This is a genomic window from Xanthobacter pollutisoli (assembly GCF_040044995.1).
Taxonomy (GTDB): Bacteria; Pseudomonadota; Alphaproteobacteria; order Rhizobiales; family Xanthobacteraceae; genus Xanthobacter.
Genome location: NZ_JBDZDP010000002.1, coordinates 380,022 through 397,840, shown reverse-complemented (window position 1 = coordinate 397,840; position 17,819 = coordinate 380,022). Strand labels below are relative to the sequence as shown.

The window sequence follows — 17,819 nt, the reverse complement described above, 5'->3', positions numbered from 1 at the left end:
CCTTCCCGAAGCGCCCTTGAGCGCTCAGCCCGCCGCCATCGCGACGCCCTGCATCAAGGTGTGCGTCGTCGAGCCGCTGAGCGGCCTGTGCACCGGCTGCGGCCGCTCCCTGCGCGAGATCGGCGCATGGACCGCCTTTTCCGCCGATGCGCGCGCCGCAATCATGGCCGTGCTGCCGGCGCGCCTCGAACGGCTGAGGCAGATGGCGCCGGACGCCTTCATGGACTGAGGCTTTTGCCTCGCGTGCTCGAATGGTTTCTTCTTCGACTGGCGCGCCCCCGAGCGGGGCCTGTGTGGACTGACTGATGCGTGGCGACCGCCTTCTCTGGCTTCTCCTGATCGGCCTTTTCGCCGGCGGGGTGATCCTTGCCGTCAATCACGAGCAGGGCGAAGTGGCGGGCATCGACATCAACCAGTTCGGTGCGCTGGTGGGCCAGCTCTCCATTGCCATCTTCGTGGGAGCGGCCGTGTGGGCGGTGCTGCGCGGGCGCATCGCCGAATCCCTCATGGCGGCCGGATTCTGGCTGGTGCTCGCAGCGCTTCTGGCGCTGGGCTACACCTATCGCGAGCCCCTCGCCCAGGTCGGCCGCCGGGTTCTGGCGGAGGTCGCCCCCGGCTATGCGGTCAACGTCGCCCAGACCGGTCCCACCACGGTGGAGGTGACGCGCGGCGCCGGGCGGGACTTCGCGGTGCGCGTCGCGGTGAACGGGACGGGGGTCAACATGCTGGTGGACACCGGCGCCTCGTCCGTCGTGCTCACCCATGAGGCGGCGCAGGCCGTGGGTTTGCCGGTGGATTTCCTGAAGTATGACGTGCCGGTGGACACTGCGGCCGGCCGCACCCGTGCCGCCGCCGTGGTGCTGGACAATATGGTCATCGGCGGCATCGTGGAGCGCCGCGTGCCGGCGCTCGTCTCCCAGTCCGGCGCGCTGCGCACCAGCCTCCTCGGGATGACCTTCCTCTCCCGGCTGGAAGGCTTCGAGTTCCGCGGCGACCGTCTGGTGCTGCGCGGGGGGCGCTGATCAGTCGGGTTCAGTCCCGGCCCGGCGTAGGCTAGGCTGTGCGCATGCCCGGTCTGCGGGTGGAGCCGGCGAACCCGTCATGCGTGTGCCCAGTGCCACCGACCTGCAGAAGGAGCGCGCGATCCTCTTCGCCATCCTTCTCGATTTCAGCGTCTTCGTGCCCTACGTCATCACCGTCTCGCACATCGGGTCCATCGCCATGATGGCTGAGATGCTGCGCGGCGGCCTGCTGCTGGTGGTGGAGGGCGCCGCCCTTCTGGCGCTGCGCTCGGTGCACCGGGGCCGCACCTATTTCTACGACTTCGGCATCGGCAAGCTGGAGCGGATGCTGTCCGCCGGCGTCGGGGCCCTGCTGCTGCTGGCGGCGGTCTTCATCCTCGTGCGGGTGATGCAGGCCGACGAGCCGGCGCCGCTGCCGCCGGTGTGGGTCGCCATCGCCATCGGCCTCGTGGTCTACAACCTCTTTACCAATGTGGCGCCGCTCCTGCCGCTGTGGCGGGCGACGCGGGCCGGCACCTCCATCATCGTGCTCAGCCAGTTCCGCGCGCGCATCGCCAAGGCGGTCGCCTCGGTGACGGTGGTCGTATGCGTCGCTCTCGACGTGCTCCTGCCCGGCACCCAGGTGGCGCTCCTGGCCGACGACATCGGCGGGCTCGTGGGCGCCGCCTTCATGGTGGTGATTGGCGGCGGGATGATCTCCGAGGCGCTGCCCGACCTGCTCGACCGGGCCCTCGGAGAGCCGCTCCAGCTGAAGGTGAATGCCGCCCTCGCCGCGCATTTCGACCGCTATGAGCAGCTCATCGGCGTGCGCACCCGCAAGTCCGGAAGCGTCGCCCATGTGGAGATCACCGTGGGCTTTGCCCCCGAGCGCACCATCGCCGATGTGAGCGCCGTCACCGGCGCGCTGCGCAGCGCGCTCCAGTCGAGCATTCCCGACGCCGATGTGGTGGTGATCGCGGCGCCCTACGTGCCCGACCGGTAGGAGGCCCCGGTTCAGAGCATCTCCAGCCCCACCTTGCGGCGGGGCGCGGGGAAGGCGCGATCGAGGAGAGCGAGGTCCTCGGCATCGAGGATGAGGTCGCGGGCCGCCGCGTTCATCTCCACATGGGCGATGCGGCTGGCCTTGGGGATGGCGATGACGTCGCCGCTGCGCATCACCCAGGCGAGGGCCACCTGGAACGGGTCCGCCTGGTGCTTCTTCGCCACCGTGCCGAGGGCGCCGCCGCGCGGCAGGCGGGCCTGCTCGATGGGGCTGTAGGCCATCACCGGGATGCCGGCGGACGCGAGCGCCGGGAAGAGGTCGAATTCCGGGCCGCGGCGGCTCGGATTGTACAGCACCTGGTTGGTGGCACAGGCGGCGCCGCCGGGCACCTCCATCAGCTCGGCCATGTCGTCGGTGTCGAGATTGCTGACGCCCCACAGCCGGATCTTGCCCGCCTGCTGGAGCGCCTCGAAGCCGGCGACGGTCTCCGACAACGGGTGGTTGCCCCGCCAGTGCAGCAGATAGAGGTCGATGCGGTCGGTGCCGAGCCGCTTCAGGCTGCGCTCGCAGGCCGCCGCGACGCCGGCGCGGCTGGCGTTGTGCGGATAGACCTTGCTGACGAGGAAGACCTCGTCGCGCCGCCCGGCGATGGCCTCCGCCACCACTTCCTCGGCGCCGCCATCGGCATACATCTCGGCGGTGTCGATGAGGGTGAGGCCGAGGTCGATGCCGCGCCGCAGCGCCGCCACCTCGCCGGCACGCGCCGTGGAGCGCTCGCCCATGTACCAGGTGCCCTGCCCCAGCGCCGGCACCTTCTCCCCGTTCGGGAGCGCGACCATCCGCGTCATGACCCTTCCCCGCCATTTCCGCCGCGACCATAGCCGACGCTGGCGCAACGTCCAGAGCGCGGCCTGCGACGCAAAACGCCGGCGGGATCGCCGCCAGCGTCGCACGTCTTGGAAGATGCGCCCGCGGGGGGGCGGGTGGTCACGCCCCGTGGTAGAGGCGCGGCTCCAGCAGGCGGCTGCCCGAGAGGCCGTGCAGCGCCTTGGCGGCGCCGAGCACCGCGAGGTCCACCAGCGGCTCCAGCAGGATCACCAGCAGATAGGCGCCGCCGAAGCTTGCCACCGCGACGATGTTGTCCACCGCGAAGCCCTGGCCGTAGAGCGCCCAGAACGCCACCCAGCCCACGATGCCGGCCTGGTAGGTGGTGGAGAGCGCCAGCGCCTGGCGGTACTTGAGCTCCACATAGGGGGTGCCCGGCGCGATCATCCGCTTGGCCACCAGCGAGAGGCCGAACAGCGGCACCAGCAGGGTGGTGACGTTCATGCCGTACTGCGGCAGGTCGAACGGCGCCAAGAACAGGCCCTGGACGAGGAGGCCCAGAGCCAGCCCGATGGCCGCCGGCGCCGCGCCGAGGATGAGGAACAGGGTCGAGCCGAGGATCAGGTGGACCTCGGAGACGCCCACGGGATAGTGCGGCAGCACCTCGAAGAAGGAGAAGACCAGCGCCGTCGCCGCCACGGTGCGCGCCGCCAGCGAGACCATGCCGCGCTCGCGTGCCGCCTCATAGGCGAGCTTGAGGGCAAAGCCGCCGGCGCCGGCGGCCGTCACGTAGCTGAGCCAGATCTTGCTGGTGTCCACCAATCCCGGTTCGATATGCATTCCAAAGCTCCATCGCCGTCTCACCCGACGGCTCAAGGGGGTCACGCCGTGCACGCGGCCGGTCTCCTGACTCGCGGGTCAAGGCTCCCCTCCGCCTTCCCGGCGCGGGCCGAAGCCGGTGCCAGTGACAAAATGGAGGCTCGCTCGCCGCTTACAGTCGCGGGGGCGGTCGGGGCTTCGAGCGCAAGGCTCCACCCCGTTCCCGTTTCACTCAGGCCGCACTGCGACCGGAGCACCGTGTGCAGGTGCAGCAGGCGCCCAAGTCCCGCCGCTGTCAAGAACACGCGCCCCCTGCCCTGCATCCGCCCGCGCTGTTAGTCCCCGAGCGGGAGATTGAGGCTGCGCACCGCCCAGCGCCGCCCGTCGTGCCGCAGGTCGGCGAGACTGAGGGGCTCCACGTCGAGGCGGAAGAAGGCATCGGCCGGGGCGCCGAGCGCGTGGAGGACGGCCGCCCGGATGACGGCGGCGTGGGTGACGCAGAGCATGTGCCCGCGTCCGTCCGCCTGGTGGTCCAGCCACGCCGCCACCCGCGCCTGGAGCGCGGCGCGCGATTCTCCGCCATGGGACGCGGCTGCCGGATCCGCCAGCCAGGCGGCGGCCGCTTCCGGCTCGGCTTCATGGATGTCCGCAAGCGGCCGGCCGGTCCAGCGTCCGAGATCGAGGTCGGCGAGCGCCGGCTCGGCGTCCGCCGCAATCCCGAGCGCTTCGGCGGTCTGGCGGGCACGCAGCGCGGGGCTGGCGCGGTAATGCTCCGCCCGCGGCAGGCGCGTGCGCAGGGCCGCGACCGCGGCGCGGAGCGATGCCTGAAGGGGCGCGTCATCCGCAAAGGCGGGCGGCCTGGCGGGGGCCATGGCGTGGCAGAGCAGGGTCAGGCGAAGCACGTTCAGGGTCCATCCGGCGGCAAAATGGTGCGGCTTCGTTGACACATGCCGGACCGAAGGCCTAGCTTCCTTGCGTCGTTCGCGGATTGGAAGCCGGTGGAAATCCGGCACGGTCGCGCCACTGTAACCGATACCCCTCTTGCCGTCGCAGAATGGGGGTGCCGGAAGTCAGACCTGAGCCGGGACGATCCAGTTCATCCAGTGGGACGCGACATCCCGGGGAGTGCATATGTCCGACATCGTTCTGAAGCCCATCGCCGCACCGACGCCAATCCCGGTGGGGCAGATTCTTCCGTGGGCGGTCTTCGCCGGCCTCATGCTCCTCCTGGTGCTCTATTTCGTGGGCGCCGAAGAGGGAGCCACCGCCCTGATCTCGGGCTCCTACGTGCACGAATTCGTCCACGACGGGCGCCACCTTCTCGGCTTTCCCTGCCACTGAGGTGCGCCATGGTCGGACATCTTCTGCTCCGCGGCATGATCGTCGGTGCCGTGGCGGGGCTTCTCGCGTTCGGATTCGCGCGGCTCTACGGCGAGCCAGCGGTGGCGCACGCCATCGCCCTTGAGGAGGCCGCCAGCGCGGCCAATGGCGCGGCCGCCGAGGCCGAGCCCGAACTCGTCAGCCGCGAGGTCCAGGCGGGCCTCGGCCTGTTCACCGGCATCGTCACCTTCGGCACCGCGCTGGGCGGTCTGTTCGCGCTGGCCTTCGCCTTCTCCTACGGCCGCCTGACCACCCTCGGCCCGCGCGGGACCGCGGCGCTGCTCGCGCTTGGCGGGTTCGTGGCCCTGGTACTGGTGCCGGGGCTGAAATATCCCCCCAACCCACCTGCCGTGGGCGATCCCGAGACCATCGGCTACCGCACCGAGCTGTTCTTCGTGATGCTCGTGCTCTCGCTCGCCGCTATGGCGTTCGCGACGCAGCTGGCGCGCCGCACCTGGGACCGGCTTGGGCCATGGAACGCCGCTCTCCTCGGCGTCGGCGCCTACGGGGTTTTGGTGGCGCTCATCCAGTTTGGGCTGCCCGCCATCAATGAGGTGCCCGAGGCGTTCCCGGCGACGCTGCTCTGGGAGTTCCGCACCGCCGCCCTCGGGATCCAGGCGATCCTGTGGGCGACGCTGGGACTTGCCTTCGGCGCCGTCGCCGAACGCTATCTCGCGCCCACGCGGCAGGGGCGGATCGCTCCGGCCTATGCCAGCCGCTGACTCAGGAGCGGGGATCCGGCACGCCATGGCATGCCACAGCAGGGCCGGCACGACGGCCCTGCGGTATCCCCCGCACCGATCGTTGGCCGCCTCGCTCGCTCTCGTGCTCGGCCTGACTTTGGTGGTGCTCTGCGGCAGCGCCGCCTGGGCCCACCACCGTCCAGAGCCTGCCGGCGGGACGGGCGGCCTGGCCATCCCGGCCCTGACCCACGGGGAAATGGCGGTGGTGGCGCGCCATGCATCCACGATCCGCGCCCTCGCCGATGCACAGCAGCGCACCGATCCCACCTTCCGGCGGCTGGCCAACTTCGCCGCGCTCCAGCGCACCTATTGCCTGTGGGGCGTGATGCCCGGCAGTCTCGCCGACGAGGCGAGTCCGTTCAATGCCTGTCTCCACAGCTATCTGGCGGCGCTGCGCGCGCTGCTTACCCACATGGGCGAGATGCCTGACGGCGAGCGCGCCCGCCTGCTCGCCAGCCGGATCGCGGCGGAGATGGTGGCGAGCGCGGCAGCGTGGGACCTCTGCCGCAACAGCGCGGAGCGTTTCAGCACCGCCGATGTCATCGTGCCCGAATGGCGCGACGTGCTCGGCCATCCGCCCAGCATGCTTGCCTTCGCCGGCGTCGCCGTCCTCGCCGCCGCCGGCGTCTGGGCGGTCTCCGGCAGCGGAAGGCGCGCCTCCCCGCCCCCCGCCTGACGGCATGCTTCACGCCGCGAGAAAGCCGATGGGGCTCACCCGCCTCAGCGCGGCGTCGCGGGCGGCGCCGACAGGGTCAGCCGGTGGGCGGTCGCGGGCTGCAGCGGCTCCGCCATGGTGCGGGCAAGATCGAGCACCCGCGCGGTAAGCGCGGCGACCTTGTCGGGATGCTGCTCGGCAAGGTCGGTGGTCTCGCTCGGATCCTTGGAGAGGTTGAACAGCTCGACTTTGGGTGGCAGTTCCACCTTCCACACCAGCTTCCAGTCGCCTTCGCGCACGGCGCCCTGGCTCGGCTCGACATTGTAGACCACCTCGTCGCGTCCGGCCTGGCCAGCCGCGAGGGTCGGCCACATGTCGATGCCATCCAGCCGCTTGCCATGGCCGAGGCTGGCGCCGGCGAGCCCTGCGAGGGTCGGCAGCATGTCGACCACATGCATCACTCCCGGCTTCGCGCCGGGCGCGATGCGACCGGGCCAGTTGGCCAGCGCGGCGACGCGGGTTGCGCCCTCGTAGAGCGTGCCCTTGCCGTCGCGCAGCGGCACGTTGCTCGCCGGCAGCTCGCCGCTGACTTCGGCTTCACCGACGAACTTCTTGTTGCGCGTGCCGCCATTGTCGCTGTGAAAGACGATCAGCGTGTTCTGGCGCAGGCCGCGCGCCTCCAGCGCCGCCACCACCTTGCCGATCTGTTCGTCCATGGCGGTAATCATGGCCGCGTAGACGCGCCGCTGCGGGTCGTCGATGCCGGAATATAGGTCGATATAGGCCTGCGGCGCCTGGAACGGCGTGTGGGGTGCGGTGAAGGCGAGGTAGAGGAAGAGCGGCCTTCCGGGGTCCTGCTCGCCGATCAGCCGCACCGCCTCGGCGCCGAGCAGCTCCGTGTCGTAACCGTCCTCGACCACCATCTCATTGTTGCGATACCAGTCGGTGACGCCGTGTGCCTTGTGCTGGAAGTGGTCGATCTCGCCGAGAAGCGGACCGTAGAAGCGGTCGAAGCCGCGCTGGCACGGCCAGTAATTCCGGTCGGCATGGCCGAGATGCCACTTGCCCACCAGCGCAGTGCTGTAGCCGGCCTCCTTCAGCGCTTGCGGCAGCAGGAATTCGTCGGTGGCGAGGCCATAGTCGCCCCCGGACGGGATCACCGCCGTCTGCAAGCCGTAGCGCAAGGGATAGCGCCCCGTCATCAGCGCGGCGCGGGTCGGCGTGCACATGGGCTGCGTGTAGAAATGGCCGAGCGCGGCGCCGCCCGCGGCGAGCTTGTCGAGGTTGGGCGTCTTGATGTCGGAGCCGCGAAAGCCCACGTCCGCGGAGCCGAGATCGTCCGCCATGATGTAGAGAATGTGCGGGCGCGGCGCGCCGCCGGTGGCCTGCGCCCGCGCGCCTGGGGCGAACACCGGAAGGCCGGAGACGGCGGCGAGCAGGCCGGCGCTGCCGGCAAGCACATCGCGGCGGCTAGGCCCGGCGCGATGGTCCGGCGCGGCCGGAATTTCGGGGTCGGTCACGGCGGTTCTCCCAGAACTGGATTTATGGCGGTGCAACACGGCGGATGCACCGGAAGCCGATGTGCACGGAGGCGGTGTCGAGGGTTTGCGGCTGGCGGGCCGCCGGGCGATAGCGGCGGCAATAGCTGGGGGCGCACAGATGCGAGCCGCCCTTGAGCACCTTGCGGGGAGCCGCAGGGCCGGGTGCCAGGGGATCGTGACTTTCCTCGGCCCGGGCGCCGCGTGGGTTGCGCGGCAGGCAGCACGGCTTGGCGGAAGCCGAATGGCGCGCGGCGTACCAGTCGTCCGTCCATTCCCAGACGTTGCCGATCATGTCGAGGAGGCCGTAGCCATTGGGCGGATAAGTGCCGACGGGCGAGGTGCCGACATAGCCGTCCTCGGCGAGGTTCTCCTCGGGAAAGCGACCCTGCCAGGTGTTGGCCTGGTGCACGCCGCCGGGCGCCAATTCCTCGCCCCAGGCGAAATCGAGCCCGTCGAGCCCGCCGCGGGCGGCAAACTCCCATTCCGCCTCGCTCGGCAGGTCCTTGCCGCACCAGCGGGCGAAGGCGAGGGCGTCGGCATGGCAGACATGGACGACCGGATGGTCCATGAGGGCCTCGATCGAACTGCCCGGTCCCTGCGGGCGGCGCCAGTTGGCGTCCGGCATGAAGCGCCACCAGCGCGTCCAGTCCGCAGCGGGACCGGCCTCCTCCGGCGCGCCGAAGACCAGCGAGCCGGGCACCAGCAGGCGCGGGTCGGCGCCGGGATAATCCTCCGGCCGCGGGGGCTGCTCGGCCAGGGTGACGTAGCCGGTCGCGTCGGCGAACCGGGCGAAGTCACGATTGGTGACCGGTGAGCGGTCCATGAAGAAGCCGTCGACCGCAACGGCGTGGGCTGGCGCTTCCTCGGGATAATGCCGATCCGAGCCCATGCGGAACACGCCGCCAGCGATCCACACCATACCGGCGTGCGTCTTGTCGGTCTCGTCCGACAAGCGGGCACCGGCCCCGCTTCGGTTCGTCTCGGCCCCCCGCACCGCCGGCCCCCCGCCTGCGCGACCGCCCGACATTGCTTCGGGGGGTCTTGTACCGCTCAAGGTTACCGGGACGCCGCCATTTCGCAATTGTCATCTCACGCCCGGGCCGGCCGACCCGGCAGGCCAATCCCTCTGCGCTCAGGCCGCACTCCTGCGTCGAAAAATCGGCAAATGGGGGTATCTTGCGCAAAATCGAACGCGCACGACGGGGCGCAACGCTTGAAGAGTCGGAATTAACGTTGAAGAATCAGTCGTTTACATTTGCCATCGCCCCAATGATGGATTGGACGGACCGGCATTGCCGGGCCTTCCATCGCGTCTTCTCGCGCCATGCCCGGCTCTATACGGAGATGGTGACTGCGCCCGCCATCCTGCACGGCGACCGCGCCCGCCTGCTCGGCTTCTCGCCGCAGGAGCATCCTGTGGCGGTGCAGCTCGGCGGCAGCGATCCGGCGCAGCTCGCCGCGGCGGCGCGCATCTGCGCCGATTTCGGCTATGACGAGATCAACCTCAACGTGGGCTGCCCCTCCGACCGCGTGCAGGGTGGCAATTTCGGCGCCTGCCTCATGCGCGAACCGCTGCTGGTGGCCGAATGCGTCGCTGCGCTGAAGGCCGCGGTGGCGGTTCCCGTGACCGTCAAATGCCGCATCGGCGTCGACGAGCAGGACCCCGAGATCGCCCTCGATGCGCTCGCCGACGCGGTGGTCGCGGCCGGCGTGCACGGCCTCATCGTGCACGCCCGCAAGGCCTGGCTCAACGGCCTGTCGCCGCGCGAGAACCGGGACATCCCACCCCTCGATTACGACCGCGTGCGCCGCCTGAAAGCCCGCCTGCCCCATGTGCCGGTGGCGCTCAACGGCGGCCTTTCGAGTCTCGCCCAGGGGCTCGCCGAGGCCCGCGGGCTCGACGGCATGATGCTCGGCCGCGCCGCCTATCACGAGCCCGAGCTTCTGGCCGAGGTGGATCCCCTGCTCCACGGCGTGCCGGCGCCCCATGCGGACACCTTCGCCGCGCTGGAGGCCTTCGAGCCTTATGTGGCGCGGCATCTGGAGGCCGGCGGCCGGCTGGCCGACGTCACCCGCCACATGCTCGGCCTGTTCGGCGGCCGCAAGGGCGCGCGCATCTTCCGCCGCCGGCTCTCCACCGAGGCCATCGTGCCGGGCGCCGGGCTCGACGTGCTGCGGAGCGCGGTGGACGAGGTGCGCCGGCGCGACCCCGTCGCGGCCTGAATCGATCCATTTAACCATCGGGCCTGCGTGAAAAGCGGGCCTGAGGGGGGCTGCATGCGGCGGCCGCAGTGGACAGGGCGCCAATTCCGCGCCACTCCTCGCGCCCTCACCGCGATGGTCACCTCATGCTTGCCACCTTCGCTCTGCACGGCATCGCCGGGCAGGACATCTCGATCCAGGAGATCGCCTTGCTTGTCGGCGGCATGCTGGCGGGCGGCGTCCTCACCGGCCTCCTCGCCGGCCTGTTCGGCGTGGGCGGGGGCGGCGTCATCGTGCCGGTGCTCTACGAGGTCTTCGGCATCCTCGGGGTGGACGACAGCGTGCGGATGCAGCTGTGCGTCGGCACCTCGCTCGCCATCATCATCCCCACCGCCATGGCCTCCTACCGCACCCACATGCGCAGGGGCGCGGTGCTGCCCGGGGTGCTGGCGTCCTGGCGCATCCCCGCCATCGTCGGGATCCTCGTGGGGAGCGCCATCGCCGCGCTGGTCTCCGGCTGGGTGCTCCAGCTGGCCTTCGTGCTCATCGTCTCGCTTCTCGCCATCAAGAGCCTCGTGGGGCGCAACGACATCCGCATCGCGGACCATCTGCCCTCCGGGCCGGTGATGCGCTTCTACGGGCTGTTCATCGGGCTCGCCTCGTCGCTGGTGGGCATATCGGGCGGCGGCATCTCCACCAACATCCTGCTGCTCTACGGCGTGCCGATCCATGCGGCGGTGGCGACCTCGGCGGGCATCGGCGTCGTCATCCCGATTCCCGGCGTCATCGGCTTCGCCATCGCGGGCTGGTCGCACCTCGCCGAGCTGCCGCCTTTGTCCCTCGGGTTCGTCTCGGTCATCGGCTTCCTGTGCATCGCGCCGGTGGCGACTCTGGTCGCGCCCACGGGTGCGCGTCTCGCCCACCGCATGAGCCGGCGTCATCTCGAGATCGGCTTCGGGGTCTTCCTGCTGCTCGTGGGCGGGCGCTTCCTCTACGCCATGGCCCACGGCTGAGCCTCACCAGCGATGGGTGAAGCCGGCGGTGATGCTGCGGTTCAGCGTCGAGCCGGTGTCCGCGATGGCGGCGGTGACGCTGAGATTGCCCGCCAGCTGTTGGCGGGCGCTGACGCTGGGCAGGAATTGCTGCGTGTCGCTGGTCGCCCGCGTGGCGATGGCGAAGGTCGTGCCCGTCTCGTTCAGCTTCAGGCTCAGCGACTTGTCGGTCGCCCACGCCTCGGACCCGTTGGCGATCTGGTAGCTGTCGGCGAGGGTCGCGGCGAGCGCGCCGGAGAGCGGAATGTCGCGCGAGAAGGTGGTGGCCACCTTGCTGTGCGCATCGTTGGGATCCACCGAGATGTTCACGGCGCCCTTCTCCCACACCATCCAGTCGGGCAGGTGCGCGAGCGTGACCTTCGCATAGGCCGTGCCGCCGAGATCGCCGGCGCCCTGCACCACCGAAGGCGCGACGCTTCCGGCGGCCTTGGACAGGTCGATGCCGATGACCGCGCCGTATTCGTCCACCGGCGTCGCATAGGTCATGGAGACCGTGCCGTCGGCATTGAGCGTGCGCTTGGCCTCGCCCTCGGCACGGGCCGGCACGACGGCGAGGACGAGCACCGGGAGCAGCGCCGCGCGGCGCAGGACAGCGGAACGGGTCGACATGGCTTCGGCCTCCCGGGGCAGTGGGCGGACGCAACGGGCCGCGCGCGGGCGGCGTCTTCCGTTTCGAGGATGGATGGGGAGAAGTTAAGGCAGCATTGCTGCACTGCGGCACGACCGGCCATATGCGCGGGCCGCATGGCTTTTGTGCCACACGCGCGCGGTGCCGGCTTGCCCGCGGCCCGGCCGCGGCCTAATCCCCGCCCCGGGAGGATGACGATGACACAGCCGGACCTTTCGACCGCGACCTACGACCTGCTCACCCGCATCGCCGGCGCGCTGGAGCGCCTTGCCCCGCCGCAGGTGCCGACCCCCGACTTCGAGGCGGCGGACGCCTTCGTCTGGCACACCGCGCCGACGCGGTTCGAGCCGGTGCCGCGCGTCAACCGGGTCGAGATGGACCTGCTGCAGGGCATCGACCGCGTCCGCGACCAGCTGGTCGAGAATACCGAGCGCTTCGCCCGTGGCTTGCCGGCCAACAATGCCCTTCTTTGGGGCGCGCGGGGCATGGGCAAGAGCTCGCTGGTGAAGGCCGCCCACGCCGCCATCAACCGCACCGCGCCGAAGGACGGCCCGCGCCTCAAGCTGGTGGAGATCCACCGCGAGGACATCGAGACGCTGCCTGCGCTCATGGGGCTCGTGCGCGGCTCGGCCCACCGTTTCATCGTGTTCTGCGACGACCTCTCGTTCGATTCCGACGACACCTCCTACAAGTCGCTGAAGGCGGTGCTGGAAGGCGGCATCGAGGGGCGGCCGGACAACGTCATCTTCTACGCCACGTCCAACCGTCGCCACCTGCTGCCGCGGGACATGATGGACAACGAGCGCTCGACCGCCATCAACCCCGGCGAGGCGGTGGAGGAAAAGGTCTCGCTTTCCGATCGCTTCGGCCTGTGGCTTGGCTTCCACAAATGCAGCCAGGACGAATATCTCGCCATGGTGGCCGCCTATGTGGCGCACCACGCCTTGCCGGTGGCCGAGGAAGCATGGCGGCCGCTGGCGCTGGAATGGGCGACCACGCGCGGCTCGCGTTCGGGGCGCACGGCGTTCCAGTTCGTGCAGGATCTGGCGGGACGCCACGGCGTCACCCTCAAGCCGGCCTGAGCGCGAGCGCATCCCCCGGTCAGCCGGGGGATGCGGATTCCATCAGGTGCGGAAGACAGCCGTCGCGTCAGTTCTTGTTGACGACGCAATCGCCACCCTGCGCGCGCAGGGACTGGCACAGCTCGTTGGCTTGGTCGCGGGTGGCGAAGGGGCCGACCTGGGCGCGGTAATAGATGCCCTTGTCGCCCAGATCCGCCTTCTTCACCGTGGCGCGGTAGTTGCCCAGCAGGTTGGGATACTTGGTCTGCAGCGCCTTCCACGATCCCATGGCGTCGGTTTCCGAGCGCTGGGATGCGACCTGCACCACATAGGTGCCGGCGGCGGTGGCGGCGGGCGAGGTCGTGGCCGTCTGGGTCGGAGCGACGGCCGGAACGGTGGTCACCGGATTGGGCTGCGGCAGGCCGACGGGCACGGGATTCTGGGTCGGCGCATAGGCCGAGACGGAGCTGGTGGGAACGCCGGGCGTCACGCTGCCGTCAGCGCGGACGGTGAGGGTGCGCACCTTCTTCGGCTCGGTGAGGTTCTGGGTCGCCTGCATGGGCTGCGGAGCGGACGGCACAGGGTCCACCGCCGGGGCGCGGGCGGCGGAGGTCACGTCCACCGGCTGCTCTTCCCGCGGCACCATGCGCTCGTTGGCGGCGGTGGCACCGCCCACGCGGTCATAGCTGAGCTTGGGCGCCGGGTCGGCCGGCGGCGTGGGGGAGGCGGTCTTGGCCGGCGCCGAATCCGCCTTGATGACCGGCGGCGCGCCGGACGACATCAGGCCGCCGCCCGATTTGCCGATGGCCATGTTGTAGGCGAACACACCGGCAGCGCCGGCAACCACCAGGCCCAGCACCGAGACGCCGAGCACCAGCGCGAGGCGGCCGCGCCGGCGGCGGGGCTCGGGCTCGTACAGATCCTCGCCGTGGGGCGGCATGTAGCCGTCGTCGGCGTACTCGGGATCGTAGGCGTCGTCATACTCATCATAGCTGTCGTCGTCGCGGCGGGCAGCGGAGAAAGCGTAGGCCGCCTCGTCCTCCTCGTCGTCGGCATAGCGGGCGGCACGTTTATCCTGCGCATGGCCCTGACCGGCGTGGCGCGCCGGCGGGTAGCGATCGTCATATTCGTCGTCGTCGTAATCGTCATCCGCCGGGGCGGGCTGCGGCGCGACGCGGCTGGCGTCGCGGGCCAGCGAGCCGTAGCCGGTGCGCACGTCGTTGGCCGGCGCGCGGGGGGCGGGCTGGGGCGCCGGAGCATAGGCCGGCCTGCCGGCGGGAACGAGCGGCTGCGGGGGGCTTGCGTAATTGCCCTGCTGCGGGGCGGCCCGAACGCCGTCCATCCGGGCGGGCGCGCGTGACGGGGCGATCTGGGCGGGACGCGGATCCCACTCGCCGTCATCGTCTTCGTCATCATAGCCCGCGGCAGCCGTGGGCGCCGGGGTGCGGCCCGGCTGGAGATAGGGCTGGGCGTCGCGCGCGGGCTCGAACGGGCGCGGCGGCTGAAGCTGGCGCACCGGCTGGGCAGCAATTGGCTGGGGCGCGGGCTGGGCCGGACGGGGCGCGGGCGGCGGCGCATAGCGCTGGGCCGCCGCCGAGCGGCGTGGGTCAGCCGCCTGGGGCGCCTGCTCGGGCTCAAGACCGGCAAAATCGTCAAAGGGGTCGTCGTCGCCGATGAGCCGCGCGAGCTCGGCCAGGGGATCGTCACCAGTCGCCGCCGCGGCCGGGGCGGTGCGGGGGCGCGCTCCGCCCTCCGCGGCACCTTCGTTTCGCCGGTAGCGGAACCTGCTTTCGTCGACCATGTCGCCTCGATGTGTTGTCGCCGCCCACTTCGCCAGCTTGCGCGGACCGGACAGGACCCGCCCCTTATTCGGCCGCCACGGGACGAGAGCTCCGGCCGAGCGATCATTTCATCTCGTCGACGGCCTCCACCCCAAGGACCCGGAGACCCGAGGCGAGCACCGTGGCAACGCCGTGCACCAGGGCCAAGCGTGCCGAGGTCAACTCTCGATCATTCTCGATAATGAAGCGTAAATGTGGCAAGTCTTTTCCCCGGTTCCACTGGCCGTGGAACTCGCTTGCCAGTTCGTGCAGGAAGAACGAGACGCGGTGCGGCTCGCGGGCGCTCGCCGCCTGCTCCACGAGGCGCGGCCAGCCGGCGATGCGCCGCAGCAGCGTCAGCTCTCCCTCGTCGTCGAGTCGCTCCAGCGCCGCACCGGCGAATCCCTCCGGCGCCGCCGGCAGGTCGGCAAAGGCCTCGGCCGCGTTGCGCAGGATGGATTTGGCCCGGGCGTGGGCATATTGCACGTAGAACACCGGGTTCTCGCGGGACTGCTCGATCACCTTGGCGAGGTCGAAGTCCAGCGGCGCGTCGTTCTTGCGGAACAGCATCATGAACCGCACCGCATCGCGACCCACCTCGTCCACCACGTCGCGCAGGGTCACGAAGGAGCCCGCGCGCTTGGACATGCGCACCGGCTCCCCATTGCGGAACAGGCGCACCAGCTGGATCAGTTCCACGTCCAGCGTCGCCCGACCGGCGGATACCGCCTTCACCGCCGCCTGCATGCGCTTGACGTAGCCGCCGTGATCGGCGCCCCACACGTCGATCATCTTGAGGAAGCCGCGGTCCACCTTGTCCTTGTGATAGGCGATGTCGCCGGCGAAGTAGGTGTAGCTGCCGTCGGACTTCTTCAACGGCCGGTCCACGTCATCCCCGAAATCGGTGGAGCGGAACAGGGTCTGCTCGCGGTCCTCCCAATCCTCGATGGGCGCGCCCTTGGGCGGCGGCAGGCGGCCCTCATAGACCTCGCCCGAGGTGCGCAGCGCCTCGATGGTGGCGCCCACCTTGTCCACCGCGCCCACGGAGAGGGAGCGCTCGGAGAAGAACACGTCGAACTCGATGCCAAGGGCGGCGAGGTCCTCGCGGATCATCACCATCATCGCGCCGATGGCGAAGCTGCGGAAGATCGGCAGCCACTCGTGCTCCGGCGCGGCGAGATATTCGCCGCCGTGCATCTCGGCAAGCGCCTTGCCCACCGGCACCAGATAGTCGCCGGGATAGAGCCCGTCCGGGATCTCCGCCGTCTCTCCCGTCGCCGCCTCGCGGTAGCGCAGGAAGACGGAGCGGCCGAGCACGTCCACCTGGGCCCCGGCGTCGTTGATGTAATATTCCTTGGTCACTGCAAAGCCGGAGAAGGCGAGGAGCCGCGCCAGCGCGTCGCCGAACACCGCGCCGCGGCAATGGCCCACATGCATGGGGCCGGTGGGGTTGGCCGAGACATACTCCACATTCACCTTCTCGCCCGACCCGAGATCGGAGCGGCCGAACTCCAGCCCGGCGGTGAGCGCCGCCTTCAGCACCCGCGGCCAGAAGACGGTGTCGAGGGCGATGTTGATGAAGCCGGGGCCCGCCACCTCCACGCGCGCCACGCCCGCCACGTCCCTGAGCTTGCCGGCGATCTTCTCGGCGAGGTCGCGCGGCTTGGTGCCGGCATCCTTCGCCAGCACCATGGCCGCATTGGTGGCGAGGTCGCCGTGGCTCGCATCGCGCGGGGGCTCCACCACCACGCGGGCGAGTTCGAGGCCGGCGCCGATCTGGCCCTCGGCGGCGAGGGCGGCGACGGCTTCGCGGACGTGATCGGCGAAGATCGCGTAGACGTTCATGGAAGGGGGTCCGATCGGGTTGGTTGCCGGCGCGCCTAACGCAAGTCCGGCGTCAAGTCAAAGAAACGGGCGTGCTGGTCGAGGGCGTAGCGGTCGGTCATGCCGGCGATGTAATCGCACACCCGCCGCGCGAGGCGGGCCTCGCCGAGGCCTTCGAGGTCGTCGTGCCAGGAGGCGGGCATGTCCTGCGGCCGGGCGATGAAATGGGCGAAGAGGTCGCGCAGCACCTGCTGCGCGTCCGTCATGATGCGGTTGACCCGCTCATGCCGGTACATGCGGGGAAAGAGGAAGCCCTTCAGCGCCTTTTCCTTCTGCCGCATGCCGTCGGAGAAGGCGATGACGGGCCGGCCCAGGGCGCGGACATCGTCGGCGCAGGCCACGCCGGCCTCCTGGGCGATCCGCCCGCTCTCCTCCACCACGTCCTCGATGAGGCAGGTGATGACCCGCCGCAGCACCTCGTTCACCGTGCGCGGCACGTCGAGGGCCGCATAGCGGGCGCGGACCTCGCCCAATGCCTCGCCCACCAACGGCAGGCCGGCGATGTCGTCCAGCGTGAACATGCGGGCGCGCAGCCCGTCGTCGAGGTCGTGCACGTCATAGGCGATGTCGTCGGAGATGGCGGCAACCTGCGCCTCGGCCGAGGCGTGGCTCCACAATTCCAGATCCTGCAAGGCGGTATGGGCGCGGATGGCGTGGGGCAGGCCGTCGCGATAGCGGCCGATGCCGTTGCCGGCGCGATCGGTCAGCGGCCCGTTGTGCTTGGCGATGCCTTCCAGGGTCTCCCAGCTGAGGTTGAGGCCGTCGAAGGCGGCGTAGCGCCGCTCGATGCGGGTGACGACCCTCAGCGACTGGGCGTTGTGGTCGAAGCCCCCCTGCCCCGCCATGCAGGCGTCGAGCGCCCGCTCGCCGGCATGGGCGAAGGGAGGATGGCCGAGATCGTGCGCGAGGGCCAGCGCCTCGGCGAGGTCCTCGTCCAGACCCAGCGCCCGGGCGATGGAGCGCGCCACCTGCACCACCTCCAGCGTATGGGTGAGGCGGGTGCGGTAATGGTCACCCTCGTTGAAGACGAAGACCTGCGTCTTCTGCTTGAGGCGGCGAAAGGCGGTGGAATGGATGATGCGGTCGCAGTCGCGCCGGAACGGGCTGCGGGGCGGCATCTCCGGCTCGTTCACCAGGCGACCGCGCGTCCGCTCGGCATCGCAGGCCCAGTCCACGCGGGCCCGTGCGCCGCTCACCGCCATCAA

The 17,819-nt window shown here is 70.4% G+C and carries 18 protein-coding genes and 1 riboswitch; of the genes, 9 read left to right on the top strand and 9 right to left on the bottom strand.

Annotated elements, in window-relative coordinates:
* The first annotated feature begins 16 nt into the window (after positions 1 to 16).
* The 3 genes from ABLE93_RS07250 to ABLE93_RS07240 all read left to right on the top strand — a co-directional run bounded on the left by ABLE93_RS07250 (position 17) and on the right by ABLE93_RS07240 (position 2,004).
* On the top strand, positions 17 to 229 hold the full coding sequence (locus ABLE93_RS07250) for a DUF1289 domain-containing protein (RefSeq protein ID WP_348838980.1): 213 nt from the start codon (positions 17 to 19) through the stop codon (positions 227 to 229).
* 76 nt (positions 230 to 305) lie between these two features.
* Positions 306 to 1,022 (top strand): TIGR02281 family clan AA aspartic protease, encoded by a 717-nt coding sequence (locus tag ABLE93_RS07245; RefSeq protein ID WP_348838979.1) that lies wholly within the window; start codon positions 306 to 308, stop codon positions 1,020 to 1,022.
* A 79-nt stretch (positions 1,023 to 1,101) separates the two neighbouring features.
* Positions 1,102 to 2,004 (top strand): cation diffusion facilitator family transporter, encoded by a 903-nt coding sequence (locus tag ABLE93_RS07240; protein WP_348838978.1) that lies wholly within the window; start codon positions 1,102 to 1,104, stop codon positions 2,002 to 2,004.
* Between the two features lie 11 nt (positions 2,005 to 2,015).
* Here ABLE93_RS07240 and ABLE93_RS07235 read toward each other — a convergent pair whose 3' ends face one another.
* From ABLE93_RS07235 to ABLE93_RS07225, 3 genes are all read right to left on the bottom strand, one after another.
* On the bottom strand, positions 2,016 to 2,852 hold the full coding sequence (locus ABLE93_RS07235; protein ID WP_348838977.1) for an aldo/keto reductase: 837 nt from the start codon (positions 2,850 to 2,852) through the stop codon (positions 2,016 to 2,018).
* 139 nt (positions 2,853 to 2,991) lie between these two features.
* Positions 2,992 to 3,669, bottom strand: a complete 678-nt coding sequence (locus tag ABLE93_RS07230; protein WP_348838976.1) for an energy-coupling factor ABC transporter permease — start codon at positions 3,667 to 3,669, stop codon at positions 2,992 to 2,994.
* A gap of 39 nt (positions 3,670 to 3,708) precedes the next feature.
* Positions 3,709 to 3,924, bottom strand: a riboswitch (cobalamin riboswitch).
* A gap of 59 nt (positions 3,925 to 3,983) precedes the next feature.
* Complete coding sequence (locus ABLE93_RS07225; protein WP_348838975.1) at positions 3,984 to 4,550, bottom strand: histidine phosphatase family protein; 567 nt, start codon at positions 4,548 to 4,550, stop codon at positions 3,984 to 3,986.
* 229 nt (positions 4,551 to 4,779) lie between these two features.
* Between ABLE93_RS07225 and ABLE93_RS07220 the strand changes: the two genes are divergently transcribed.
* The 3 genes from ABLE93_RS07220 (at position 4,780) to ABLE93_RS07210 (ending at position 6,447) form a co-directional block, all read left to right on the top strand.
* A complete protein-coding gene (locus tag ABLE93_RS07220) occupies positions 4,780 to 4,989 on the top strand; it encodes a CbtB domain-containing protein (protein WP_348838974.1) in 210 nt (69 codons plus the stop codon).
* 8 nt (positions 4,990 to 4,997) lie between these two features.
* The gene (locus tag ABLE93_RS07215; protein WP_348838973.1) at positions 4,998 to 5,750 is read left to right on the top strand and encodes a CbtA family protein; all 753 of its coding nucleotides are present in this window, start codon (positions 4,998 to 5,000) and stop codon (positions 5,748 to 5,750) included.
* Positions 5,751 to 5,832: 82 nt separating this feature from the next.
* Positions 5,833 to 6,447 (top strand): hypothetical protein, encoded by a 615-nt coding sequence (locus tag ABLE93_RS07210; protein ID WP_348838972.1) that lies wholly within the window; start codon positions 5,833 to 5,835, stop codon positions 6,445 to 6,447.
* Between the two features lie 44 nt (positions 6,448 to 6,491).
* On the opposite strand, the gene ABLE93_RS07205 is transcribed toward ABLE93_RS07210, so the two are convergent.
* Positions 6,492 to 7,946, bottom strand: coding sequence for an arylsulfatase B (locus ABLE93_RS07205; protein ID WP_348838971.1), 1,455 nt, complete (start codon positions 7,944 to 7,946; stop codon positions 6,492 to 6,494).
* 22 nt (positions 7,947 to 7,968) lie between these two features.
* Entirely contained in the window at positions 7,969 to 8,919 is a 951-nt protein-coding gene (locus ABLE93_RS07200; protein WP_510182985.1) for a formylglycine-generating enzyme family protein, read from the bottom strand.
* Between the two features lie 281 nt (positions 8,920 to 9,200).
* Here ABLE93_RS07200 and dusA point away from each other — a divergent pair, with 281 nt between their 5' ends.
* Positions 9,201 to 10,190, top strand: a complete 990-nt coding sequence (dusA, locus tag ABLE93_RS07195) for a tRNA dihydrouridine(20/20a) synthase DusA (protein WP_348838970.1) — start codon at positions 9,201 to 9,203, stop codon at positions 10,188 to 10,190.
* A 125-nt stretch (positions 10,191 to 10,315) separates the two neighbouring features.
* The gene (locus ABLE93_RS07190; protein ID WP_348838969.1) at positions 10,316 to 11,182 is read left to right on the top strand and encodes a sulfite exporter TauE/SafE family protein; all 867 of its coding nucleotides are present in this window, start codon (positions 10,316 to 10,318) and stop codon (positions 11,180 to 11,182) included.
* 3 nt (positions 11,183 to 11,185) lie between these two features.
* Here ABLE93_RS07190 and ABLE93_RS07185 read toward each other — a convergent pair whose 3' ends face one another.
* Positions 11,186 to 11,830, bottom strand: a complete 645-nt coding sequence (locus tag ABLE93_RS07185) for a hypothetical protein (protein WP_348838968.1) — start codon at positions 11,828 to 11,830, stop codon at positions 11,186 to 11,188.
* A 210-nt stretch (positions 11,831 to 12,040) separates the two neighbouring features.
* Between ABLE93_RS07185 and ABLE93_RS07180 the strand changes: the two genes are divergently transcribed.
* Positions 12,041 to 12,931, top strand: a complete 891-nt coding sequence (locus tag ABLE93_RS07180) for an ATP-binding protein (RefSeq protein ID WP_510182984.1) — start codon at positions 12,041 to 12,043, stop codon at positions 12,929 to 12,931.
* Between the two features lie 67 nt (positions 12,932 to 12,998).
* Here ABLE93_RS07180 and ABLE93_RS07175 read toward each other — a convergent pair whose 3' ends face one another.
* The 3 genes from ABLE93_RS07175 to ABLE93_RS07165 all read right to left on the bottom strand — a co-directional run bounded on the left by ABLE93_RS07175 (position 12,999) and on the right by ABLE93_RS07165 (position 17,816).
* Complete coding sequence (locus ABLE93_RS07175) at positions 12,999 to 14,711, bottom strand: SPOR domain-containing protein (RefSeq protein WP_348838966.1); 1,713 nt, start codon at positions 14,709 to 14,711, stop codon at positions 12,999 to 13,001.
* 103 nt (positions 14,712 to 14,814) lie between these two features.
* Positions 14,815 to 16,575, bottom strand: coding sequence for an arginine--tRNA ligase (gene argS, locus ABLE93_RS07170; RefSeq protein ID WP_348838964.1), 1,761 nt, complete (start codon positions 16,573 to 16,575; stop codon positions 14,815 to 14,817).
* A 35-nt stretch (positions 16,576 to 16,610) separates the two neighbouring features.
* Positions 16,611 to 17,816, bottom strand: coding sequence for a deoxyguanosinetriphosphate triphosphohydrolase (locus tag ABLE93_RS07165; protein ID WP_348838963.1), 1,206 nt, complete (start codon positions 17,814 to 17,816; stop codon positions 16,611 to 16,613).
* Positions 17,817 to 17,819: the final 3 nt, after the last annotated feature.

Coding starts and splice junctions, on each gene's coding strand:
- ABLE93_RS07245 (WP_348838979.1), top strand. CDS start 306: ATGCGTGGCGACCGCCTTCTCTGGCTTCTCCTGATCGGCCTTTTCGCC.
- ABLE93_RS07240 (WP_348838978.1), top strand. CDS start 1,102: ATGCGTGTGCCCAGTGCCACCGACCTGCAGAAGGAGCGCGCGATCCTC.
- ABLE93_RS07235 (WP_348838977.1), bottom strand. CDS start 2,852: ATGACGCGGATGGTCGCGCTCCCGAACGGGGAGAAGGTGCCGGCGCTG.
- ABLE93_RS07230 (WP_348838976.1), bottom strand. CDS start 3,669: ATGCATATCGAACCGGGATTGGTGGACACCAGCAAGATCTGGCTCAGC.
- ABLE93_RS07220 (WP_348838974.1), top strand. CDS start 4,780: ATGTCCGACATCGTTCTGAAGCCCATCGCCGCACCGACGCCAATCCCG.
- ABLE93_RS07215 (WP_348838973.1), top strand. CDS start 4,998: ATGGTCGGACATCTTCTGCTCCGCGGCATGATCGTCGGTGCCGTGGCG.
- ABLE93_RS07190 (WP_348838969.1), top strand. CDS start 10,316: ATGCTTGCCACCTTCGCTCTGCACGGCATCGCCGGGCAGGACATCTCG.
- ABLE93_RS07185 (WP_348838968.1), bottom strand. CDS start 11,830: ATGTCGACCCGTTCCGCTGTCCTGCGCCGCGCGGCGCTGCTCCCGGTG.
- ABLE93_RS07180 (WP_510182984.1), top strand. CDS start 12,041: ATGACGATGACACAGCCGGACCTTTCGACCGCGACCTACGACCTGCTC.
- ABLE93_RS07175 (WP_348838966.1), bottom strand. CDS start 14,711: ATGGTCGACGAAAGCAGGTTCCGCTACCGGCGAAACGAAGGTGCCGCG.
- argS (WP_348838964.1), bottom strand. CDS start 16,575: ATGAACGTCTACGCGATCTTCGCCGATCACGTCCGCGAAGCCGTCGCC.
- ABLE93_RS07165 (WP_348838963.1), bottom strand. CDS start 17,816: ATGGCGGTGAGCGGCGCACGGGCCCGCGTGGACTGGGCCTGCGATGCC.